Here is a 20,290-nt window from a genome sequence, read left to right on the forward strand (position 1 = left end):
TGGTTGCGGGAGCTGGATTTGAACCAACGACCTTCGGGTTATGAGCCCGACGAGCTACCATGCTGCTCCATCCCGCGCCTGAATATTTCACTACTTTGGGATACTACTTTGTTTTTACTGCTGAATTTACTTTGACTGAATCAAGTTTGACTAAATCAAGAAATTGGTTGCGGGGGCTGGATTTGAACCAACGACCTTCGGGTTATGAGCCCGACGAGCTACCATGCTGCTCCACCCCGCGTCCGATAGGCGGCACTATACTCGGGATGAGATCTGATGCAAGTTTTTTCGTGTTTTTTTTTCATTTTTCATTAATTAGTGTTTAAAAAACACACAAAATGTATTTTTTTTGTTCTTTGAAGGCTTCTAACCCAAAAATAACCTCACTAAATATTTATAGCCGTTTCATTCTCAATTTGGGTTTGCTATTGTGCGCTTCATATTGGATATGGGTTAGGTGGTATAAAGATGAATTCATGGCAGAAAGGGTTAATCGCGGGCGTCTTCTTTTCTTTATTGGCTGGGTGTCAATCTCATCCAACAGATAAAGGGCAACAATATAAAGATGGTAAACTGCACAGTGACTTGCAACAAGTTAATCAAGTTAACGTGCAAGGACGACCAATAAATGCGCCGGATTTTAATCGTCAAGTGACGGAAATTCAAAATGCATCACCACGCTTATTCAATAACAATAATGAAACTTACCATGCAATAGAAAACTGGTTAATGGCAGGGGGCGATCCTGCTCAGTTATCGCGTTTTAATTTGTCGGCTTTCCAAATGGAAGGGATGGACAATTACGGAAACGTTCAATTTACGGGGTACTATACTCCAGTAATTGAAGCTCGCCGCTCGCCGCAAGGTAATTACCGCCATCCATTGTATGGTATGCCATCAAAAAGCAAGGGGCGCTTACCTAGCCGTGCGCAAATATATAATGGCGCGCTCAGTAACAATCTGATCTTGGCTTACAGCGATTCTCCTGTCGACAACTTTATGATGGAAGTACAAGGCAGTGGTTATGTGGATTTCGGCGATGGTAGCCCACTGAATTTCTTCGCTTATGCAGGAAAAAATGGCCATGCATATAAAAGTATTGGCAAGGTGCTGGTTGATAGAGGCGAAGTGCCTTTAGAAAAAATGTCCCTACAGGCTATTCACGACTGGACAAACACCCACAGTGAACAAGAAGTGCGTGAATTACTTGAAAGTAATCCATCGTTTGTTTTCTTTAAACCGCAATCTTTTGTTCCTGTAAGAGGCGCGAGTGCGGTGCCATTAGTAGCAAAAGCCTCGGTAGCATCGGATAAAACCTTGATCCCACCGGGAACCGCATTATTAGCCGAAGTTCCTGTATTAGATGGAAATGGGAAATTTACGGGTAGATACGAAATGCGTATGATGGTTGCCCTCGATGTGGGCGGAGCAATTAAAGGGCACCATTTCGATATTTATCATGGAACAGGGCACGATGCCGGTAAAATGGCCGGTTTTTACAACCACTATGGGCGTGTATGGGTTCTGAAAAAGAGCCAACCTGTTTTTAGTGCAATGTAGCCCCCATTTATTGTTTATTCGATTTTCGTTTTAACTAAGGTTGTTTGTGATTATGCAAGCTCAGCTTTCTGATGCGTGGATGCAGCGATTCGCTGGAATCGGGCGTTTATATGGGCAACAAGCCCTTCATCTTTTTGCTCGTTCACATGTGTGTGTTATTGGTGTGGGCGGCGTTGGCGTATGGGCTGCTGAAGCATTAGCGCGTTCAGGTATTGGCGCTATCACCCTGATAGATATGGATGATATCTGCGTGACCAATACGAATCGCCAGCTTCATGCATTGAAATCAACGGTGGGGCTACCTAAAGTTGATGTGATGAAAGAGCGCATTTTGGCAATCAATCCTGAGTGTACCGTGAATGTCATTGATGATTTCATTACAGTAGATAATGTGGCGGAATACCTCTCTTTGGGATTTGATTACGTTATTGATGCCATTGACAGTGTAAGACCAAAAGCGGCGCTGTTGGCGTATTGCCGACGTTTTAAAATTCCTATCGTGACGACGGGGGGCGCAGGTGGTCAAATTGATCCGACCCAAATTCAAGTCGCGGATTTAGCAAAGACAGTTCAAGATCCTTTGGCAGCGAAATTACGTGAACGTCTGAAGTCAGACTTTAATGTCGTGAAAAATGGCAAAGGTAAATTGGGAATTGATTGTGTGTTTTCGACGGAGCAGTTGGTCTATCCACAAAGTGATGGAACAGTATGCGCAGCAAAAAGCACGGCAGATGGTTCAAAACGTATGGATTGTGCATCAGGATTTGGTGCGGTCACGATGGTCACAGCCAGTTTTGGCTTTATTGCAGTGTCCCATGCGTTGAAAAAGATGGTTGCAAAGGCACAAAGAGAAGCTAAACAGTAGATTGAGGCTACGATGTAGCCTCAACGGGATAATCACTCTGCTGGGGTCATTTCACCCGCAATGTTTTTGATTGCTGTAATTAATGCGTGGATCCCATTTTGGCGGGATTCACTGAGTTGCCCTGTTATACCTGTTTGACTAAAAATATCTTCAAAATCAGTCTCTAAAATTTGCTGTGCATTTTTCTGTTCAACGCAGGCGAGCAAAATAGCAAATAACCCTTTTACTACACGACCTTCGCTATCCCCATAAAAATGGAATGTATCATCATCATTGAGAATAGCGCCAATCCATACACGGTTTTCACACCCTTGAACTTCCTGAGTCTGCTGCTTTTCTTCTTCTGTGAGAGAGGGCAGTTTTTTCGCGAGCTGGATAAGTAAGCGATATTTATCTTCCCACGCTTTTTGTTTGGAAAACTGTTCAACGATTTCGTGAATGACAATTTCTGTGCCAAATGGATGAGAAGCCAGTTCATGTCGAGACAAAGTCATTAGATTACCTTTTAATCATTTAAAATCGAAAGTGCAAATTTCACTGAATCAATAAATTTATCAATATCTTGCTTGTTGTTATATGGCATGGCTGAGATGCGTAAACAGCCGCTAATATTGAGTGAATCCATCAATGGTTGAGCACAATGTTGTCCATAGCGTAATGCAATTTTCTGTTCGGTCAAGAAAAGCCCTAAATCACTATGGTGAATATTGTGGAAATTGAAAGATAAAAGTGGCGAATTTTGATTTCGATAGAAAATCACGCCTTCGAGCTGAGAAAGCTGCTCATAGGCATAGTCTATCAGCGCACAAGTATAGGCTTCTGTTTGCGCTAAGTTTTGCGTTGAAAGCCACTCGAGCACGGCTGAAAAGGCGATCACACCCGCGATATTCGGGGTTCCAGCTTCAAATCGCTGAGGGATTGGGGCGAGGGTGAAGCCTGAAAAATCAACGTGATTTAACATTTTACCGCCGCCATGCCATGGACTCATATTGGCTAAATGTTCAGGTTTTCCATAGCAGATACCTAAACCTGTTGGTCCATATAATTTGTGTGCTGAAAAAGCGTAGAAATCTACATTGGTTTCCATGACGTTAAGAGGTTGGTGTACAACGCCCTGAGCGCCATCAACAACGACTTTTGCACCAAATTGATGGGCAAGTATGGTTATCGCGCTAATGTCTGGTTGGTAGCCCGTTACGTTAGACATTTGTGTTACTGCAACAATTTTGCTTTTGGTGTTCAAGAGTGATTGCAGCGTATTGAGATCTAAGGTTAAGTCAGGAGTCACCGCCCATTTAACAATCTTTGCGCCTGTCTGTTGTGCCAATATCAGCCAAGGCAGCAAATTTGAGTGATGCTCAGTCTCACTGACGATAATTTCATCACCTGCTTGGAGTTTTTCACGGAAATAGCTCTGCGCAATCAAGTTAATAGATTCAGTGGTGCCACGTGTCCAGATAATGGATTTTTCGTCTGGCGCTTGGATATATTTTGCCGTTAGTACGCGACCTTGTTCGTACAAGCGAGTAATTTTTAATGCTTCAGGGGATTGCCCACGATAGACAGAACTGCCTGAAAAGCGATAGTAATCATCAGAGGTGTTGATCATATCCAAGGGTTTTAGGGCGGTAGCGGCACTATCAAGGAAAACAATGTCAGAGCCGATGGCTGGAAATTGCTGACGAAATTGAGGGGCGTTAAAGTTATCCATTATGCTGATTCTTTGATGTTAGCTATCCAATAGGTGAATGTGGCTGTGGTTATGAATATGCGTTGATTATGATAATAACGGAAAACGGCGAATAAGTAGATGGAGATAAAAAATGTTATTCAGTTATCGATTATTAGAAATAATTTGTTACACTTAACAGGAAGATTTTTGCGCAAATTTTTGAATAATTGCGCGCCTGAAAAAAGTTAGCGCACTAAGTCGATGAAGGTTTGCTTTTTAACCTAATGGTTAAATTTAATTTAAGATGCGTTTTTTGGGCTTTTTTACTCGAAATCCGATGGGGTAATGTTTTTTTATCTTTCATAATGGATTTTATGGCGCCCAAAATAAAAAAAGCACCGCGCTTAGGCGGTGCACTATAAAAATCACTATGGACAGACAGGGTAAATGTACAGGAAGTGAAAAAAACAGTAGCAATCGCTACAAAGCCTGGATTAACCAGACAACTTGCAAACACAACATCACAACCACAAAGCCAAAAGTTTCAAAGTAACTAAACTCTGCAACTTTTCGTTCCGGCTTAGGAAGTGCGCATACTATAGGTATTTACTGGCGTATCCTCAAGGGACAATTTATAATGCTTCGGATGAGAAAAACTAATGCGTATAACGAAGCTGAGTCGAAGAGATTATGTCTAAAAGATTACCGCCTTTAAATGCTCTGAGAGTGTTTGATGCCGCCGCCCGTCATTTAAGTTTTACTAAAGCGGCAGATGAATTATTTGTGACACAGGCAGCTGTTAGTCATCAAATAAAAAGCTTAGAAGATTTCCTCGGATTAAAGCTATTTCGCCGTCGAAATCGTTCATTGCTGCTGACGGAAGAGGGGCAAAGTTATTACCTTGATATTAAAGAAATTTTCTCGTCTTTAAATGAAGCGACGAGAAAGCTTCAAGCCAGAAGCGCAAAAGGCGCACTAACTGTAAGCTTATCGCCAAGTTTCGCGATACAATGGCTGGTTCCTCGGCTTTCTGGATTTAACCAAGCTTTTCCTGGCATTGATGTGCGTATTCAAGCAGTTGATCGGGAAGAAGATAAGCTAGCGGATGATGTGGATGTTGCCATTTTTTATGGCAGAGGAAACTGGGCGGGCTTAAGAACGGACAGACTTTACGCCGAATATTTAATGCCAGTGTGTTCACCTTCGTTAATGACCGGAGGGAATCAACTGAAGAACCCGGAAGATTTAGCGAAGCATACGTTGCTTCATGACTCTTCTCGCCGTGATTGGCAAGCTTATGTGAAGCAGCTTGATTTGCAGAATATTGTGAATGTGCAGCAAGGACCTATTTTTAGCCATAGCGCTATGGTGATCCAAGCAGCAGTTCATGGGCAAGGGGTAGCATTAACCAACAATGTGATGGCAAAGAATGAGATTGATGCTGGCAGATTGGTGTGTCCGTTTAGCGAAGTATTAGTCAGTAAAAATGCATTCTATCTGGTCTGCCAAGAGAGTCAGGCCGATTTAGGGAAAATAGCGGCATTTCGTCAATGGATCCTTGCACAAGCAGCCAGTGAGCAAGAAAAGCTTGGCTTTATTACCAATGACCAAGATTTGACGCATATACAATAATCAAACAGTTAAAACGAAGGTGCTATTGTGAATAGTCGTTTGATGTTAATTTTTGCAGGGATTAGTGGATTTTTTATTGTTGCATTTGGCGCCATTGGCTCTCATGCACTTTCTCCAATTATGAGCGCTCATCAAATGGCTTGGATTGAAACAGGGCTACGTTATCAAATGTTTCATACCGTTGCATTAATGGTGCTGGGTGCGGTATTACTGCGTAAAGTCATTTTGTGGTTCTATTGGGCGGGCGTGTTTTTCTCCGTAGGCATACTTCTTTTTAGCGGTAGCCTTTATTGTATGGCCTTATTGCAGGTAAAATACTTCTCTTATTTTACGCCAATAGGTGGCGTTTGCTTCCTCGTTGGCTGGCTTTTAGTTGTTATTGGCGCTATGCGTCTAAGGAAATCGGCGTCACGCAATGAGTAATAAAATTGCATTATATTGCCGCCCGGGCTTTGAAAAAGAGTGCGCAGCAGAAATTACAGATAAAGCAGGGCAACGCGAAATTTACGGTTTTGCCCGCGTTAAAGAAAATAGCGGTTATGTTATTTTCGAATGTTATCAATCTGAGGATGCAGACATCCTTGCGCGCACACTTCCATTTCGTGAATTGATTTTTGCTCGCCAAATGTTTGTGGTGGGTGATTTATTAAAAGATTTACCGCCAGAAGATAGAGTTACACCGATTGTGAACGCGCTTAGCCAGCAGGTTGAGAGAGCGGGGGATCTGCGTGTTGAAGTTGCGGATACCAATGAATCAAAAGAATTAATGAAATTCTGCCGTAAATTTACGGTACCTCTGCGTAATGCGTTACGCCAAGAGAAAGTTTTATTGGCGCAAGAGAACTTTAAACGTCCAGTAGTCCATGTGTTCTTTATTGCGCCGGGGTGCTGCTATACCGGTTATTCTTATTCGAATAATAGTTCGAATTTCTATATGGGTATTCCGCGCTTGAAGTTCCCATCGGATGCACCAAGCCGTTCGACATTAAAACTGGAAGAGGCTTTCCATGTGTTTATTCCTTATGAAGAGTGGGATGAGCGTTTAGCGAGTGGCATGAAGGCGGTGGATTTAGGTGCCTGTCCGGGAGGATGGACTTACCAGCTCGTCAAACGCAGCATGATGGTGGAAGCGGTAGATAATGGTCCAATGGCGGAAAGCCTGATGAATACAGGGCAAGTTCGACATCACCGCGAAGATGGTTTTAAATTTAAGCCAACCTCTCAAAATATTACGTGGTTAGTGTGTGATATGGTGGAAAAACCAGCCAAGGTTGCCGCATTAATGACTCAGTGGTTGCAAGAAGGCTGGTGCCGCGAGACCATTTTTAACTTGAAGCTGCCAATGAAAAAACGCTATGAAGAAGTAGCGCATATTCTTGAAAAAATGAAAGTTCAGTTGAAAGAGAATGGTATCAACGTTCTGATCCACGCAAAACATTTGTATCATGACCGTGAAGAAATCACTGTGCATGTACAACGAGTTTGGTCAGCAAACCCAATGGCGCGTGAATATTATTAAGTCAAAGCTGGATTAGCTTGAATAGCAAAAAGGTCACTTTGTGAATGAAGTGACCTTTTTTGTGTCTGCTATTTAGCTTGATAGCGCAACTGATTCAGATTGCCTTTCAAGGCAATGTCTGTTTTTAATGTGGCAATATCGCGACAGATTAGCGCGATTTCTTGTTGGTTAATCAGTTTTTTCTGCCATTTTTCTTCAAGAGAGTCAAAGTTGGCGTACAAATTTTCAATAGTGTGGAATCGCTGAAGTAACTCAGTGGCACTTTTGGCGCCAATCCCTGCAATTCCCGGAACTTTACTGCTACTGATCCCCGCTAAACCCCAGTAATCAGGTAGTTGTTCAGGTTTTACGCCAAATTCATTCTCGATGAAAGGTACGTCCAACCAACGTTTTTGAAAATAGTCACGGATACGCAGGTTTGGAGAAAGTAGCTGGCAGTAACCTTTATCGGTAGAGACGATGGTGACGGTATGCCCAGAATCGGCAATACGTTTAGCGAGAGTGGCGGCTAAATCATCAGCTTCATCACCTTCAGATTGCCAGCAATGAATACCATTTTCTTCAAACTGAGCAACGAGCTGAGGTAACTCAGCTTGTAAATTTTCAGGCATAGGCTGACGCCCTGCTTTATAGTCAGGCAGTTTTTCATGACGCCAACTATGGTGGCGACCTTCTTCATCAAATACTGCCACAATATGGGTGGCGTTAGTGTGGTTAATCAATTGAGAAATAGCGGATAAACAGGTTTCTCCACATGGGCTCCCCTGAACCGCGTGGATACGTCGAATTAAGTTTAAAGCATCAATAATTAATAAATGGATCATAAGCCGTTTGGTAGTTAAACGCGCCTTCCTTGGCGCGTAGGTGATTATTTCACAATTTCATAGCAAGGTTCGTAAGCGGTGCCACCCGGCAACTTCATACGATGCTGTTTCACGAAACCTTGGAGTAAAATGTCCATGCGTTTCATGATGTCGCTATCCCCATGAATTTTGAAAGGACCATATTTTTCAATCGCTTTCATGCCGACTTCTTTTACGTTACCCGCGACAATTCCAGAGAAAGCACGGCGTAAATCGGAAGCCAGTTTTTCTGGGGATTGACCCGGATGCAGATTCAGTGATGCCATATTTTCGTGAGTCGGCTCAAACGGATGCTGTAGGTCAGGGGCGATTTTAATCGACCAGTTGAAGCTGTATGCATCACCTGTATTACGACGGCTCTCTTTCACTGCAGACATGCCTTTTTTCATCACGCGTGCCACTTCTTGTGGGTTGTCGATAATGATTTGGTAATGTTTGCTCGCTTCATCTCCTAGAGTATGGCGAATAAAATCATCCAAAACAGAGAAGTATTCAGCGCTTTCTTTTGGTCCAGTCAGGACTAATGGCAGCACTTGCTCGGTATTTTCAGGATCCATCATAATACCCAGCAGATACAGCAGCTCTTCTGCGGTTCCCACGCCACCAGGGAAAATAATGATCCCGTGGGCTAAACGGACAAATGCCTCAAGACGTTTTTCAATGTCTGGCATGATGATCAGTTCATTAACTAATGGGTTAGGTGGCTCAGCCGCGATGATGGACGGCTCAGTTAACCCGATAAAACGGCTGTCTTTATAACGCTGTTGAGCGTGACCTACCGCTGCACCTTTCATTGGCGCTTCCATAGCTCCCGGTCCACAACCTGTGCAGATGTTCAGTTCACGCAAGCCTAGTTCATTACCGACTTTACGACCATACAGGTATTCATTTTCATTAATGGAGTGCCCACCCCAGCACACGATCATATTCGGATCTTCACCAATATGTAGCGCACGGGCGTTACGTAAGATGGAAAAGATCATATTAGTGAGGTGAGTGCTATTTTCTAAATCGAGATGGAACTGCTGTTTGGCATTAGTTATTTGAGCGTGAACAAACAGAATATCGCGCAGTACGGCAAACAAGTTCGCTTGTAATGAACGAATGATTTTACCGTCAACGAACGCTTTTTCTGGCGGGTTAATAAGCTCTAATTTGATACCACGTTCACGACGTAAAATGTTGATATCAAAACCTGCACTTTTTTCTAAAAGCTCTTTACTGCTGTCAGTTAAGCTTCCTGAATGTAATACCGCTAAGGAGCAGTTTCGATATAGCTGATACAAATGGCTGCTCGCCGTACGTTTCAGCATATCGACTTCAAGCTGAGACAATAGATCCATAGATCCTAATGGACTGATATGAGTAATCAAGTAACACTCCTTTGCCCAATTGGGCTCTTGACGCGTGAATTACATTGAAAATGATTTAAATAGCATTCTCTTAAATTACACTGATTTTCAATTTAGTAGGTACTTATTGCCGTGCCAAACGACCCGTGTCAGGCTCGAATTGTTCATTACTGCGCCATGGGTTGATATCAAGCCCACCTCGGCGAGTATAGCGTGCATATACCGATAATTTCTCTGGTTTGCACAGTATTGTTATGTCGTTGAAAATGCGCTCCACACACTGTTCGTGGAATTCATTATGATGACGAAATGAGACGAGGTAACGTAATAACGCTTCACGGTCAATTTTCGGACCACGATAATGAATTTGTACTGAGCCCCAATCAGGTTGATTGGTAATCAAGCAATTTGATTTCAATAGATGGCTGACGAGGGTTTCTTCGACAACCTCTGGTTGAGTGCAATCGACCAAATAGTCGCGATTAAATTCATAGTTATCGATGTCAATCTCTTGCTCATCAATACAGACACCTTGGAATTGGTGAATGGCTTGCTGAGTAAAGTCATCAAGTTTATAAAGTGTAACCTTAACCTCGCCATTAGCACAGCGGCTTAGGTCATTTTGCAAAACGCTTCGCACATTTTCCCACGTTTCGAAGCGAGTCTGATTGAAACTATTGAGATAAAGCTTGAAGCTTTTTGATTCCACCAAGTTTTCACTTGTGGCATCTACACTGACGGAGCCTATCGCGACTTGAGGAACACCACGGGTATTTAGCCAAGAGAGTTCATACAGTGTCCAAATATCGGCGCCGTGGAATGGCAGTGTATCAGCATGAATATCCAAAGGATCGCGATTAAGGCTACGCGGCACCGCTTGCAATAAAGCGGCATCATATTGGTCATGATAAGCCGTCTTTTTCCCGAGAGTTAAATTATCGAGAGCGGGGTTATTTTGATAGTGAGACATAGTGATCCTTATCTTTTCGGCGTGTCAGTGCTGAACATTGGCAAACTGAGTGCATTTTATTCGTTTGTTAACTTCTGTCATAATACCACTTATCCATAATATTGAGCCTGCCAATTTGAATTGGTTTTAATAATGTTATTTCTCACAATTGAAAAACGATGAATACAATAATCTCTGATTTAATTAAAAATTTTACCAGCCAGTATGTGGCTAAATGGCAAGAAGCAACAGGGCTTCCACCGGTGTCTGCTGAGCTGTATGGGGTGCCTTCTCCTTGCATCGTTCGTACTGGTGATGATGTGGTTTATTGGGAGCCTCAGCCGTTTCCATTAGAAGAGAAAAGTTTAAATAATGTCGCTAATGCGCTAGAACTCCAATTACAGGGCGATATTCACGCTTTTTATACCACTCAGTTAGCAGGAGATATGAGCGCGACGTTTGGTGACTTATCATTGAATTTGGTGCAAGTGTGGAGCGAAGAGGATTTTATTCGCTTACAGGAAAACTTGATTGGGCATTTGGTGACTCAAAAGCGCTTAAAGTTACCACCAACACTGTTTATTGCCACGTTAGACTCTGAATTAGAGATGATTTCTATGTGTAATTTAACAGGGGAAATTATTGTTGAAACGTTTGGAAGCAAGCAACGACAAGTTATTGCAGAAAATCTTGCGAGCTTTATTCAACAACTGAAGCCTGTTATATCATCTCAGGGGTAAGAGATTTATGGCGTGGTGCTGTAGGTTATTGCCTACAATTTGGTTAAGCCATATCTTAATAATTTTTCATATTATCGAAATGAGAATTATTTAACTTTTAATTTCATAGCGTTACTATCCATTTTAAGTTTTTTATTATTTTTTGAATAACCTGAATGTAGAACACTAGGTTGTTTGCTTAATGGATTTAATACATTCTTATCGGGCTGGACAGGGTAGTTGTTTAGCTTTTTTACATATAAAAAACAAGGAAATGGATAACCTGGCAGAGCGGTTGGTCTGCTAAATTTTTATCTAACAGGATGTTAGGCGGCAGGAAGTCGCATTGCAGGATGCAAGTCAATTGATAGATAAGTAGCCAGTTAGTTTTAGCTGGCTACTTTTTTTATTTCTGAGCTGAGTTTGAGTATTGGGTGAGGGACTCAATAATACTTTGCGACATGGCTTCTCTCAGTGCTTCGCGCTTACGGAATTCGGAACGTCTCTGGCTTTTCACTGATTCGATATCACGCATTGGCTCTTGAAGTGGTAATTGATACCAACCTTCGGCATTTAAAACTCCGCCACACTCTTCCCAAAACGTATCGTAGCTGGATTTTAAATGCTGGCTTTTGATATGGCTGTTATTTGAAATCCCGAGAATAGATTTGATTTGGAAATAAGCAGCTACCGCATAAATAGCAGACATTAAAAGGTTTTTAGGCCTCATTGCATGCATCTGTTTCGTAATGGATTTCACTTGCTCTACGCTCTGCTCTGTCGATGGCCCTTGTAGGGAACAGACATAAAGCTGACCTTGTTCACCAAATGAAAAGCTCATCAAATAGATTTCATCACCCGTTTCATTGAGTAAATGGATGGAGAGATCCCCTTCACGTGGATATTGAGAATAGATCATTTTTAATTGGGCAAAATCACCGGATTTTAGCTCAATATTTGCGACCGTTAAGCCGTCTCGTTTATCCGAAAACATGGCGGTGATCGCTTCAGGTGTAAAGGTTTTTTCAATTAAATCTAACGTGTAGCTTGCAGTGGATAATTTCTGTTTACCACTCCACGTTTTATGCAGATATTTGTTAATTGGTCGCTCAATAAATTGAGGTACGCCATCGATGGTCGCTGATAGCAGTGCGCTTTGGTATGTATCGCACATCGATTTATATTGCTGATATTGTTGTGAAGGCAACTTAGCAATGCGGATCTTTCTTTTTAGCTGTACATATTTGTTAGTGAAAGATTTCCATGTCTTGTTTTGTTGACGCCACTGCTTTAATAGTCCCATAGATAAACCATCTTTATGTTAATAATGAAAAAAGCAAACTGTGTAGAAAAACATTTGATAATAAATGCTAAACGTATAACGAATGATAAACAAATATTTATTATTTTAAGAAATATTAAAAATGGAAAATTGAAAGTCAATTTTTAGGCACATGATTGTTTTTTGTTTGTCTCATCCCCATGTTTGCGACAGAACCGTATTCAAAAATACGGTATATTTTGAATTATTATATTTGAATAGGCTTTAGTATGAATATTGAGCAACGCATCCTTGAGAAACTCGGTCATCTTGAAATAGAGATGAGAGCCAAATCCTTATGGGAAGAGGTCCCGCCAAGTCCAGACGCGTTTGAAAGTGTGGAACCTTTTGCCATCGATACGATGGAAGCCGCCCAATGGCTTCAGTGGATTTTAATCCCTCGACTGACAGCAATGATTGATCAAGGTGCCATGCTACCGAGCAATTTTGCTATCGCACCGTATTTTGAAGAAATCTACAAAGACGATGAAGAAGGGCGATTTATTGAGTTTCTTGACCATCTTCGTGAATTAGATAGTTATTTTCAATTTACAGTGATGGGCGGATAACGGATGTTGGAGATTATCTATCAAGACGAGTATGTGGTTGCTGTTAATAAACCAGCAGGCATGTTGGTACATCGCAGTTGGCTAGACAGCAAAGAGACGGTGTTTGTGATGCAAACACTGCGTGACCAAATTGGGCAGCATGTTTTCCCAATCCACCGTCTTGATAGACCGACATCGGGTGTGTTGTTGTTTGCATTATCCAGTGAAGTCGCAAGGTCACTCGCCGAGCAGTTTGAGCAGCATACTATGGAAAAAGTGTACCATGCGATTGTGCGGGGCTACGTTACGGAAGGGGATAGATTAGATTACCCGTTACTTGAGGAACTCGACAAAATTGCGGATAAACACGCGACTAAAGAGCCTCGGTTACAAGAGTGTGTCACCCACTACAAACCCTTGGCGACAGTCGAGTGTCCAGTGGCAATTGGGCGCTATGATACTGCGCGTTTTAGCCTTGTTGAGCTTAAGCCTGAAACGGGACGCAAACACCAATTAAGACGTCATATGTCCCATTTACGTCATCCCATTATTGGGGATAGTAAACATGGAGACTTACGACAAAACCGCGGTGTAAGTGAGCATTTTTCAGTCTCTCGCTTGATGCTGCACGCTAGCCAGCTAATATTTATTCACCCTATAACAGAAGAAAAAATATCGTTAGTCGCGCCATGGGATGCACAATGGCTATCATTAGTTGAGCAATTTGGGTGGGGTGATACTGTCTCAAAGCTCGATATTAATGTGATTGATTATCCTGTTTGATAGGCTTTTATAAGGAGGACGTAGTGTCCAAAATCGGAATTTTTGTCGGGACAGTGTATGGCAACGCATTAGCGGTTGCAGAAGTGGCGCAAGAGATCTTCGAACAGCAAGGCCATGAAGTGGCAGTGTTTGAGGAGCCAACGCTAGCGGATTGGCAAGTCTATAATGCGGGGGAAGGCGTTGCTCTGGTGATCACTTCCACTACCGGACAAGGTGACATTCCCGATACCATTGCGCCTCTTTTTTATGAAATTAAAGATATTGTCGGCTATCAGCCTGAATTGAAGTATGGCGTGATCGCCTTAGGTGATAGCAGCTATGAGAACTTCTGCGGAGCGGGTAAACAGTTTGATGAGTTATTAGCTGAGCAATCTGGTAGCCGTATTGGCGATGTGCTGTTTATTGATGCGACTGAAGTGGATGAGCCTGAAGAATTTGCCAAAGTGTGGTTACAATCTTGGGCAGATTTGCTGTAAATAGTGAGCCTTATACATCTGCACTGTAAACATGTCGGCTTACAGTGCAGTGAGGAAGTAGACTATTTACGAGTGAGTTTCTCGAGGTCCGCTTCAATTTCTGCGATTTTATTGGACACAACGTGTTCTAAATGACGCAGGTCATCCAAAATTTTGTGTTTTAAATCAACATCAGTTTGGTCGTTTTGACAAATTTGGTCTAGTTCTTCAATCACATAACGTAAGTTAGTATTGATTTCGTTAATTTCTTTGAAGTTGTTGCTGCCATCAGTTGCTGCAACAGTCTTACGCTGGCGTGGGTACTTAAATTTCACGCTTTTAGCGAAAAACTCGCCTTTATCTTTGCGAAAGTAAATTTTTAAAATATCGTTATTAGCTTCTTGGCGCAGGGAATAGCGGTCGATATCTTGCGGATTGCTGATACCTAAACTTTTCAAATTATCGTACATGTTAGCTCGCTTAATCGTAAGGGACTGTGTCGATGACTTTTAGGGTTATAAATAAGGGCTATAAACAAGGCAGTCTCTTTTTATAACCATCTACTGAGCCCTAATTGCTTATAAAATGATGAGTTACAAAACAACCATCTAATAATAGCAGCTAATTGACCAAGGGCTGTAAATTCTCGGCCATATTATGCGCGATCAATCCCGTTTGACCAACCTCTGTTTGTAATAGAATCTACTTTATTATTTGTGTTATCTATCTATAACCCAGAGGCTTCTGCTGACTTAACGAGAGGTTTGTGCTTGAGGTGCAGGATTTTCCATTATTAATCAATGGATCAGTAAATCAATGGATCAGTGGAACAATGGCTAAGTACACTCGGCTACCCGATTCGCAGATGGACATGCGCTTCGGGGTAGCTTCGCGTTTTACACTTTGCAACCCTTAAAGTGTAAGGGGAGGTGAGAGTTTAGAGTTTGATGAGTAATTGATTCGGTAACTTACGAGTCAATCACTGCTCTATACTTACTCATCAATACTTCTTAGTAACTCATTGATACCGACTTTTCCGCGGGTTTTTTCATCGACTTTTTTCACGATCACGGCGCAGTACAGGCTGTAGCTACCATCTTTGGACGGTAAGTTACCGGAAACAACAACGGAGCCCGCAGGTACGCGACCATAGAAGATTTCACCCGTTTCACGGTCATAAATCTTGGTGCTTTGACCCAGATAAACGCCCATAGAAATCACGGAACCTTCTTCAACAATCACGCCTTCAACCACTTCAGAACGTGCGCCGATAAAGCAGTTATCTTCGATAATTGTTGGGTTTGCTTGTAATGGCTCCAGAACGCCACCGATGCCAACGCCACCAGAAAGGTGAACGTTTTTACCAATTTGCGCACAAGAACCAACTGTTGCCCATGTATCGACCATAGTTCCTTCATCAACATACGCGCCGATGTTGACGTAAGATGGCATTAACACGCTGTTTTTAGCGATGTAAGCCCCTTGGCGTACGGCTGCTGGTGGCACAACACGGAAGCCTTCACGTTCAAAGCGTGCTTTGTCGTAATCCGCAAATTTCATTGGAACTTTATCAAAATAGCGGCTTTCTGCGCCTTCGATAACTTGGTTATCATGAATACGGAAAGATAATAAAACCGCTTTCTTCAGCCACTGGTGAGTGACCCAAACACCTGCAATTTTTTCTGCAACACGCAGTTTACCGCTATCTAATAAAGCGATGGTTTCCATCACGGCTTGCTTGACTGCTGGCGTGACAGTATTCGGGGTAATGGATGCGCGCTCTTCGAATGCTTGCTCAATAATTGCTTGTAATTGTTGCATTAATGCTGTTTCTCCTACAATGGTTCTCAGTCAGGTAACATGCCATCAATGAGACTGGCACTATATTTTATCCTTCGATTTAAGGGCTTCTGTCAACCTTTCTGATAACTCTTGTTGCATATTTTTATCCAACGCTTTGTGTTCTTTATCAGCCAAAACAAAAAAGTCTTCGACTTTTTCGCCGATGGTCGTGATGCGGGCACCGTATAAAGAAATCTCCATTTGAGCGAAAATATGCCCCACTTTGGCGAGTAATCCTGGTTGATCAAGCGCGAATAACTCCATATAGGTACGGCGGTCATTATTGGAGTGTAGAAAATTCACTTTGGTTGGTACGCTGAAATGACGTAGCTTGGCAGGGAGTGTTCGCGGTTTTGGTAATGGAATTTCAGGTTGTTGAACTGCCAGTAATAGCGCCTTGCGAATATGTTCATATCTATCTTTCGAAAGTGGCGAGCCGTTAGGTTCGAGCACCACGAAAGTATCCATCGCCATATTATCTTTATTGGTAAAAATTTGAGCACTATGAATGCTTAGGTTGCGTCTATCCAGCTCACTGGCAACGGCCGCAAATAAATGCGCTTTATCGTGGCACCAGATAAAAATTTCTGTTCCGCCATGTTTCGGTTGAGTGCTGATTAACACTAAAGGCTGGGTTAAATCATGTTTGAGTAGGTGATTGGCGTGCCAAGCTAGTTGAGTCGGCGTGTGGCGCAGGAAATAATCCGCATGGCAGCGTGACCACAGTGTGTTGAGCTGTTCTTCATCAATGTGAAATTGGCGAAGTAGCGATAGCGCTTGGTAACGATGATGACGAATGCGCTCACGGAGATCGGGCGTGCTTTGCATGCCTTGGTTAAGTTGATGCTCGGTCGAAAGATAGAGCTCGCGGATCAAGCTTTGCTTCCAGCTATTCCATAACGTGCTGTTGGTGGCACAAATATCGGCAACCGTTAAGCACATCAGGTAATTCAAGCGCGCTGTCGATTTAACTTCCCCTGCAAACTGTTTGATCACATCCGGGTCTTGAATATCTCGGCGCTGGGCGGTCACGGACATCAATAAGTGGTTTTTCACCAGCCATGCGACGAGCTCGGCATCTTTGGTTGTAAAATCATGTTGAAGAGCGAATTCATAGACAAATTCAGCACCGAGATCGGAGTGATCCCCTGAGCGCCCTTTGGCAATATCATGAAACATTGCCGCTAATCGCAGCAGTTCGGGTTGTAAAATTTTAGGGTAAACACTCACGCATAGTGGGTGTTCGCGGCGATTCTCTTCCTGCGTAAAACTGTCGATCTTTTGTAAGACACGAATAGTATGCTCATCCACTGTATAGGCGTGGAACAGGTCAAATTGCATCTGCCCAACGATATTGCTCCAAAGTGGCGTATAGGCGCTGAGAACACTGTGTAAGTGCATCGGGACGAAAGCCCCTTTGATAGCCCTTGGATGGCGCAAAATTTTGACAAACATGCGGCGGGCTTCAGGAATTTCGCATAAGGGGAGTTTCAGATCGCGCCGAGCAAAGCGCAGTTGGCGTAATGTGGTGGAGTAGATCCCCTCAATATTGGGGTTGCGAGCCATTTGATAAAACATTTTTAAAATAGCTTCGGGCTGTTTGATAAACAGCATTTCGTCAATCACATCGATTAAGTTGCCACGCAGTTGGAAATATTCATCAATAGGGCGCGGTTTTTCATTTGGATTTAATGCCAAGATAGCTTCATCAAACAGTTGTAGCAGCATTTGATTTAATTCCCTGACGCGGCGAGTGACGCGATAGAAATCTTTCATCATGCGCTCGACAGGTTGGTTACGTTCACCGGTGTAACCTAATGATTGTGCAACACTAAATTGACGGTCAAACAGTAGGCGATTGTCATAGCGTTTAACCACTAAATGCAAGGCAAAACGGATTTTCCATAGAAATGATAAACACTCTTTGAGTTCTTGGCGTTCTTCTTCGGTGAGGAAACCAAAGCCCACCATTTCATCGACGGTTGTTGCACCAAAATGACGGCGACCTACCCACAGTAAGGTATGAATATCCCGTAATCCGCCGGGGCTGCTTTTAATATCTGGCTCTAAATTGTAGCTGGTACTGTGATAACGCTGATGGCGTTCCTGCTGTTCGGCTATTTTTGCGGCAAAAAATGTGGCGGAAGGCCAAAAATCATCACTAAAAATGGTTTTCTGTAAGTTTAAGAATAGGGCGATATCACCACAAATTAAGCGCGATTCAATCAGATTAGTCGCCGTGGTTAAGTCTTGTTTTCCAGCGTCAATGCACTCTTCCAATGAGCGAACACTATGCCCGATATCAAAACGCAAATCCCACAGCAAGGTAATGAACTGACCGACTTTAGCTGCAATCTCTTCAGGAATCGGTTGCTGGCTGAGGATTAAAATGTCGATGTCTGATAGCGGGTGTAGCTCATGACGACCATAGCCACCGACGGCAATCAACGACATCCCTGAACATTGGTCAAAATGGTAACTCTGCCAAAGCTTGGTGAGCAGGGCATCAAGATAGTCACTGCGGGCGCGGAGTAAATCCACGACATTTTGCCCTTGGTGAAATGCAGATTCTAACCAAGCATCAAATTGATCAACGTGTTGCCGAAGCGCTGAGAGCTCAAGATCGGAAGGTTGGAATTGCGTGGGGGATAAATAGCTGTTTGAAGGTGCCGTCATCATCATCTGTCCGTGTTGAGAGCCATACAGAAATTATGATCAGCTTACGTTTTTTTAGGGGGGATGAACAGAAAAACTAAGCTCCCCCAAGGAGGAGCTTGAAATACGATTACTCGTTGATCAGAACCGCAGAAATAAATGGCTCTTCTTCTTTACGCAGAGTTAAAATTTCACAGCCGTTGTCAGTCACCGCTAAGGTGTGCTCGTACTGTGCAGACCAACCACGGTCTTTAGTTTTGACTGTCCAGCCATCTTTCATGGTGCGAATACGGAAATCACCGGTATTCACCATTGGCTCGATAGTGAAGGTCATGCCTTTTTGCAGCACAACGCCGCTGTCATCTGCATCATAATGCAGTACTTGTGGCTCCTCGTGGAAGCCTTCACCGATGCCGTGACCGCAATATTCGCGAACTACAGACAGGTCTTGCTTCTCAACAAATTCTTGAATGGCTTTACCGATGGTGCGTAAACGGATACCTGGTTTTACCATGCGGATTGCCAGATACAGACTCTCTTGAGTCACTTGGCACAGGCGCTCACCTTGGATAGTCGGTTTACCGACGATGAACATTTTAGAGGTATCGCCGTGGAAACCATTTTTGATGACAGTGACGTCGATGTTAACCACATCACCATCTTTCAGAATTTTATCGTCACTTGGAATACCGTGGCAGATAACATCATTCACAGAAATACAAACAGACTTAGGGAAACCATGGTAGTCAAGGCAGGCAGGGATCGCTTGTTGTTGCTCAACAATGTGTTTGTGGCAAAGGCGATCCAATTCACCTGTACTGACTCCCGGCACAACATGCGGTGCGATCATTTCTAACACTTCAGCTGCTAGGCGACCAGCAACACGCATTTTCTGAATATCTTCTTCAGTTTTGATAATAATAGCCATGAGTTCAGTCCATATATGTCAGCAAGGGATTTGCGACATGTTAAAAAAAGGGTTTGGAAATGGGCAATTGTTGCGACATTTTTACCGTTGATGCTGAGTATGGTAACAGTCACCGCATTTTCTGCCAACTAGTAGGCGATATGTTTAGATGCCCACAATTCGATTATACAAGCCGATTAAAAACAGATAATGGAGCACAGGGTAAGCCAAGCCTCAGGCGTGGTTTGTTCAAATTGAGCTTTCCAGAGCACAAATTGTCAAAAATGCCAGTCGATTTTTGATGTTGATTTTTTTGTCTTGACCATTTTTCGCTATCGCTTTGTTGTTGCTCCATATTTGCACGGAGGCTCTTTTGTGACGGGCAAAATTCATTGATATTTGAATAGTACACTTAGTTTTTATCAGCGAAAAAAACAACAATTATTGGATTACAACTGCATTTTATGGTATAAAGCGCGCCGGCAATCCATATTTTTCTCTTTATCTCATTTTTTAATCTAATTTGGATTAGTGAGTGAATCTTAAAGGCATCGATTGGATGTGCATAAACTAAAACTCAATTGTGTAATAACACACACGAATCGGCACGTGCGCCGGGGTGCTCTTATGCGTTTAGACGCAGCTATA

19 protein-coding genes and 2 tRNA genes are annotated in these 20,290 nt (G+C 42.8%); 9 read left to right on the forward strand and 12 right to left on the reverse strand.

Going from position 1 to position 20,290, the window contains the following annotated elements:
* Together JK188_RS02995 and JK188_RS03000 are read right to left on the reverse strand one after the other, a co-directional pair.
* Nucleotides 1-77, reverse strand: a tRNA-Met gene (locus tag JK188_RS02995).
* An 87-nt stretch (nt 78-164) separates the two neighbouring features.
* Nucleotides 165-241 (reverse strand) — tRNA-Met (locus JK188_RS03000).
* Between the two features lie 227 nt (nt 242-468).
* Between JK188_RS03000 and mltA the strand changes: the two genes are divergently transcribed.
* Both mltA and tcdA read left to right on the forward strand, forming a co-directional pair.
* Nucleotides 469-1,560 (forward strand): murein transglycosylase A, encoded by a 1,092-nt coding sequence (mltA, locus tag JK188_RS03005; RefSeq protein WP_036956326.1) that lies wholly within the window; start codon nt 469-471, stop codon nt 1,558-1,560.
* Nucleotides 1,561-1,612: 52 nt separating this feature from the next.
* On the forward strand, nt 1,613-2,425 hold the full coding sequence (gene tcdA, locus JK188_RS03010; protein WP_211887473.1) for a tRNA cyclic N6-threonylcarbamoyladenosine(37) synthase TcdA: 813 nt from the start codon (nt 1,613-1,615) through the stop codon (nt 2,423-2,425).
* 32 nt (nt 2,426-2,457) lie between these two features.
* On the opposite strand, the gene csdE is transcribed toward tcdA, so the two are convergent.
* Together csdE and csdA are read right to left on the reverse strand one after the other, a co-directional pair.
* Entirely contained in the window at nt 2,458-2,919 is a 462-nt protein-coding gene (gene csdE / locus JK188_RS03015; RefSeq protein WP_211887474.1) for a cysteine desulfurase sulfur acceptor subunit CsdE, read from the reverse strand.
* 11 nt (nt 2,920-2,930) lie between these two features.
* The gene (gene csdA, locus JK188_RS03020) at nt 2,931-4,136 is read right to left on the reverse strand and encodes a cysteine desulfurase CsdA (RefSeq protein WP_211887475.1); all 1,206 of its coding nucleotides are present in this window, start codon (nt 4,134-4,136) and stop codon (nt 2,931-2,933) included.
* Between the two features lie 651 nt (nt 4,137-4,787).
* Between csdA and JK188_RS03025 the strand changes: the two genes are divergently transcribed.
* From JK188_RS03025 to rlmM, 3 genes are read left to right on the forward strand one after another with little or no spacing between them, the layout of a single operon-like run.
* Nucleotides 4,788-5,729 carry a transcriptional regulator GcvA gene (locus tag JK188_RS03025; protein WP_211887476.1) on the forward strand — a complete coding sequence of 314 codons (942 nt, stop codon included), beginning with the start codon at nt 4,788-4,790 and terminating at the stop codon, nt 5,727-5,729.
* Between the two features lie 27 nt (nt 5,730-5,756).
* Complete coding sequence (locus JK188_RS03030) at nt 5,757-6,152, forward strand: DUF423 domain-containing protein (protein ID WP_036956331.1); 396 nt, start codon at nt 5,757-5,759, stop codon at nt 6,150-6,152.
* Nucleotides 6,145-7,248: a 23S rRNA (cytidine(2498)-2'-O)-methyltransferase RlmM gene (rlmM, locus tag JK188_RS03035; protein WP_211887478.1), complete on the forward strand. Its 1,104-nt coding sequence runs from the start codon at nt 6,145-6,147 to the stop codon at nt 7,246-7,248. Before JK188_RS03030 ends, rlmM begins: the two co-directional genes overlap by 8 nt.
* A gap of 68 nt (nt 7,249-7,316) precedes the next feature.
* Here rlmM and xni read toward each other — a convergent pair whose 3' ends face one another.
* From xni to queF, 3 genes are all read right to left on the reverse strand, one after another.
* Nucleotides 7,317-8,072 (reverse strand): flap endonuclease Xni, encoded by a 756-nt coding sequence (xni, locus tag JK188_RS03040; protein ID WP_211887479.1) that lies wholly within the window; start codon nt 8,070-8,072, stop codon nt 7,317-7,319.
* A gap of 44 nt (nt 8,073-8,116) precedes the next feature.
* Nucleotides 8,117-9,484: a nucleotide 5'-monophosphate nucleosidase PpnN gene (ppnN, locus tag JK188_RS03045; RefSeq protein ID WP_211887481.1), complete on the reverse strand. Its 1,368-nt coding sequence runs from the start codon at nt 9,482-9,484 to the stop codon at nt 8,117-8,119.
* 103 nt (nt 9,485-9,587) lie between these two features.
* A complete protein-coding gene (gene queF, locus JK188_RS03050) occupies nt 9,588-10,433 on the reverse strand; it encodes an NADPH-dependent 7-cyano-7-deazaguanine reductase QueF (RefSeq protein WP_036956335.1) in 846 nt (281 codons plus the stop codon).
* A gap of 158 nt (nt 10,434-10,591) precedes the next feature.
* Here queF and syd point away from each other — a divergent pair, with 158 nt between their 5' ends.
* Nucleotides 10,592-11,152: a SecY-interacting protein gene (gene syd / locus JK188_RS03055; protein ID WP_211887483.1), complete on the forward strand. Its 561-nt coding sequence runs from the start codon at nt 10,592-10,594 to the stop codon at nt 11,150-11,152.
* Between the two features lie 385 nt (nt 11,153-11,537).
* Here syd and JK188_RS03060 read toward each other — a convergent pair whose 3' ends face one another.
* The gene (locus tag JK188_RS03060; RefSeq protein ID WP_211887485.1) at nt 11,538-12,434 is read right to left on the reverse strand and encodes a VirK/YbjX family protein; all 897 of its coding nucleotides are present in this window, start codon (nt 12,432-12,434) and stop codon (nt 11,538-11,540) included.
* A gap of 248 nt (nt 12,435-12,682) precedes the next feature.
* On the opposite strand from JK188_RS03060, the gene JK188_RS03065 reads away from it, so the two are divergent.
* Genes JK188_RS03065 through JK188_RS03075 form a run of 3 tightly spaced genes read left to right on the forward strand, consistent with a single transcriptional unit; the run spans nt 12,683 to nt 14,259 of the window.
* Nucleotides 12,683-13,021 carry a YqcC family protein gene (locus JK188_RS03065; RefSeq protein WP_211887486.1) on the forward strand — a complete coding sequence of 113 codons (339 nt, stop codon included), beginning with the start codon at nt 12,683-12,685 and terminating at the stop codon, nt 13,019-13,021.
* A gap of 3 nt (nt 13,022-13,024) precedes the next feature.
* Nucleotides 13,025-13,783 carry a tRNA pseudouridine(65) synthase TruC gene (gene truC / locus JK188_RS03070; protein ID WP_211887488.1) on the forward strand — a complete coding sequence of 253 codons (759 nt, stop codon included), beginning with the start codon at nt 13,025-13,027 and terminating at the stop codon, nt 13,781-13,783.
* 23 nt (nt 13,784-13,806) lie between these two features.
* Nucleotides 13,807-14,259, forward strand: a complete 453-nt coding sequence (locus JK188_RS03075) for a flavodoxin (RefSeq protein ID WP_211887490.1) — start codon at nt 13,807-13,809, stop codon at nt 14,257-14,259.
* A gap of 62 nt (nt 14,260-14,321) precedes the next feature.
* On the opposite strand, the gene JK188_RS03080 is transcribed toward JK188_RS03075, so the two are convergent.
* From JK188_RS03080 to map, 4 genes are all read right to left on the reverse strand, one after another.
* Nucleotides 14,322-14,708: a DUF3461 family protein gene (locus JK188_RS03080; protein ID WP_036956344.1), complete on the reverse strand. Its 387-nt coding sequence runs from the start codon at nt 14,706-14,708 to the stop codon at nt 14,322-14,324.
* Between the two features lie 523 nt (nt 14,709-15,231).
* On the reverse strand, nt 15,232-16,059 hold the full coding sequence (dapD, locus tag JK188_RS03085) for a 2,3,4,5-tetrahydropyridine-2,6-dicarboxylate N-succinyltransferase (RefSeq protein ID WP_211887492.1): 828 nt from the start codon (nt 16,057-16,059) through the stop codon (nt 15,232-15,234).
* Nucleotides 16,060-16,119: 60 nt separating this feature from the next.
* Complete coding sequence (glnD, locus tag JK188_RS03090) at nt 16,120-18,759, reverse strand: bifunctional uridylyltransferase/uridylyl-removing protein GlnD (protein ID WP_211887494.1); 2,640 nt, start codon at nt 18,757-18,759, stop codon at nt 16,120-16,122.
* A gap of 106 nt (nt 18,760-18,865) precedes the next feature.
* Nucleotides 18,866-19,663, reverse strand: coding sequence for a type I methionyl aminopeptidase (gene map / locus JK188_RS03095; RefSeq protein ID WP_036956350.1), 798 nt, complete (start codon nt 19,661-19,663; stop codon nt 18,866-18,868).
* Nucleotides 19,664-20,290 lie beyond the last annotated feature (627 nt).

The sequence above is a fragment of the Providencia sp. JGM181 genome (genome assembly GCF_018257375.1).
GTDB classification, from domain to species: Bacteria; Pseudomonadota; Gammaproteobacteria; order Enterobacterales; family Enterobacteriaceae; genus Providencia; species Providencia lanzhouensis.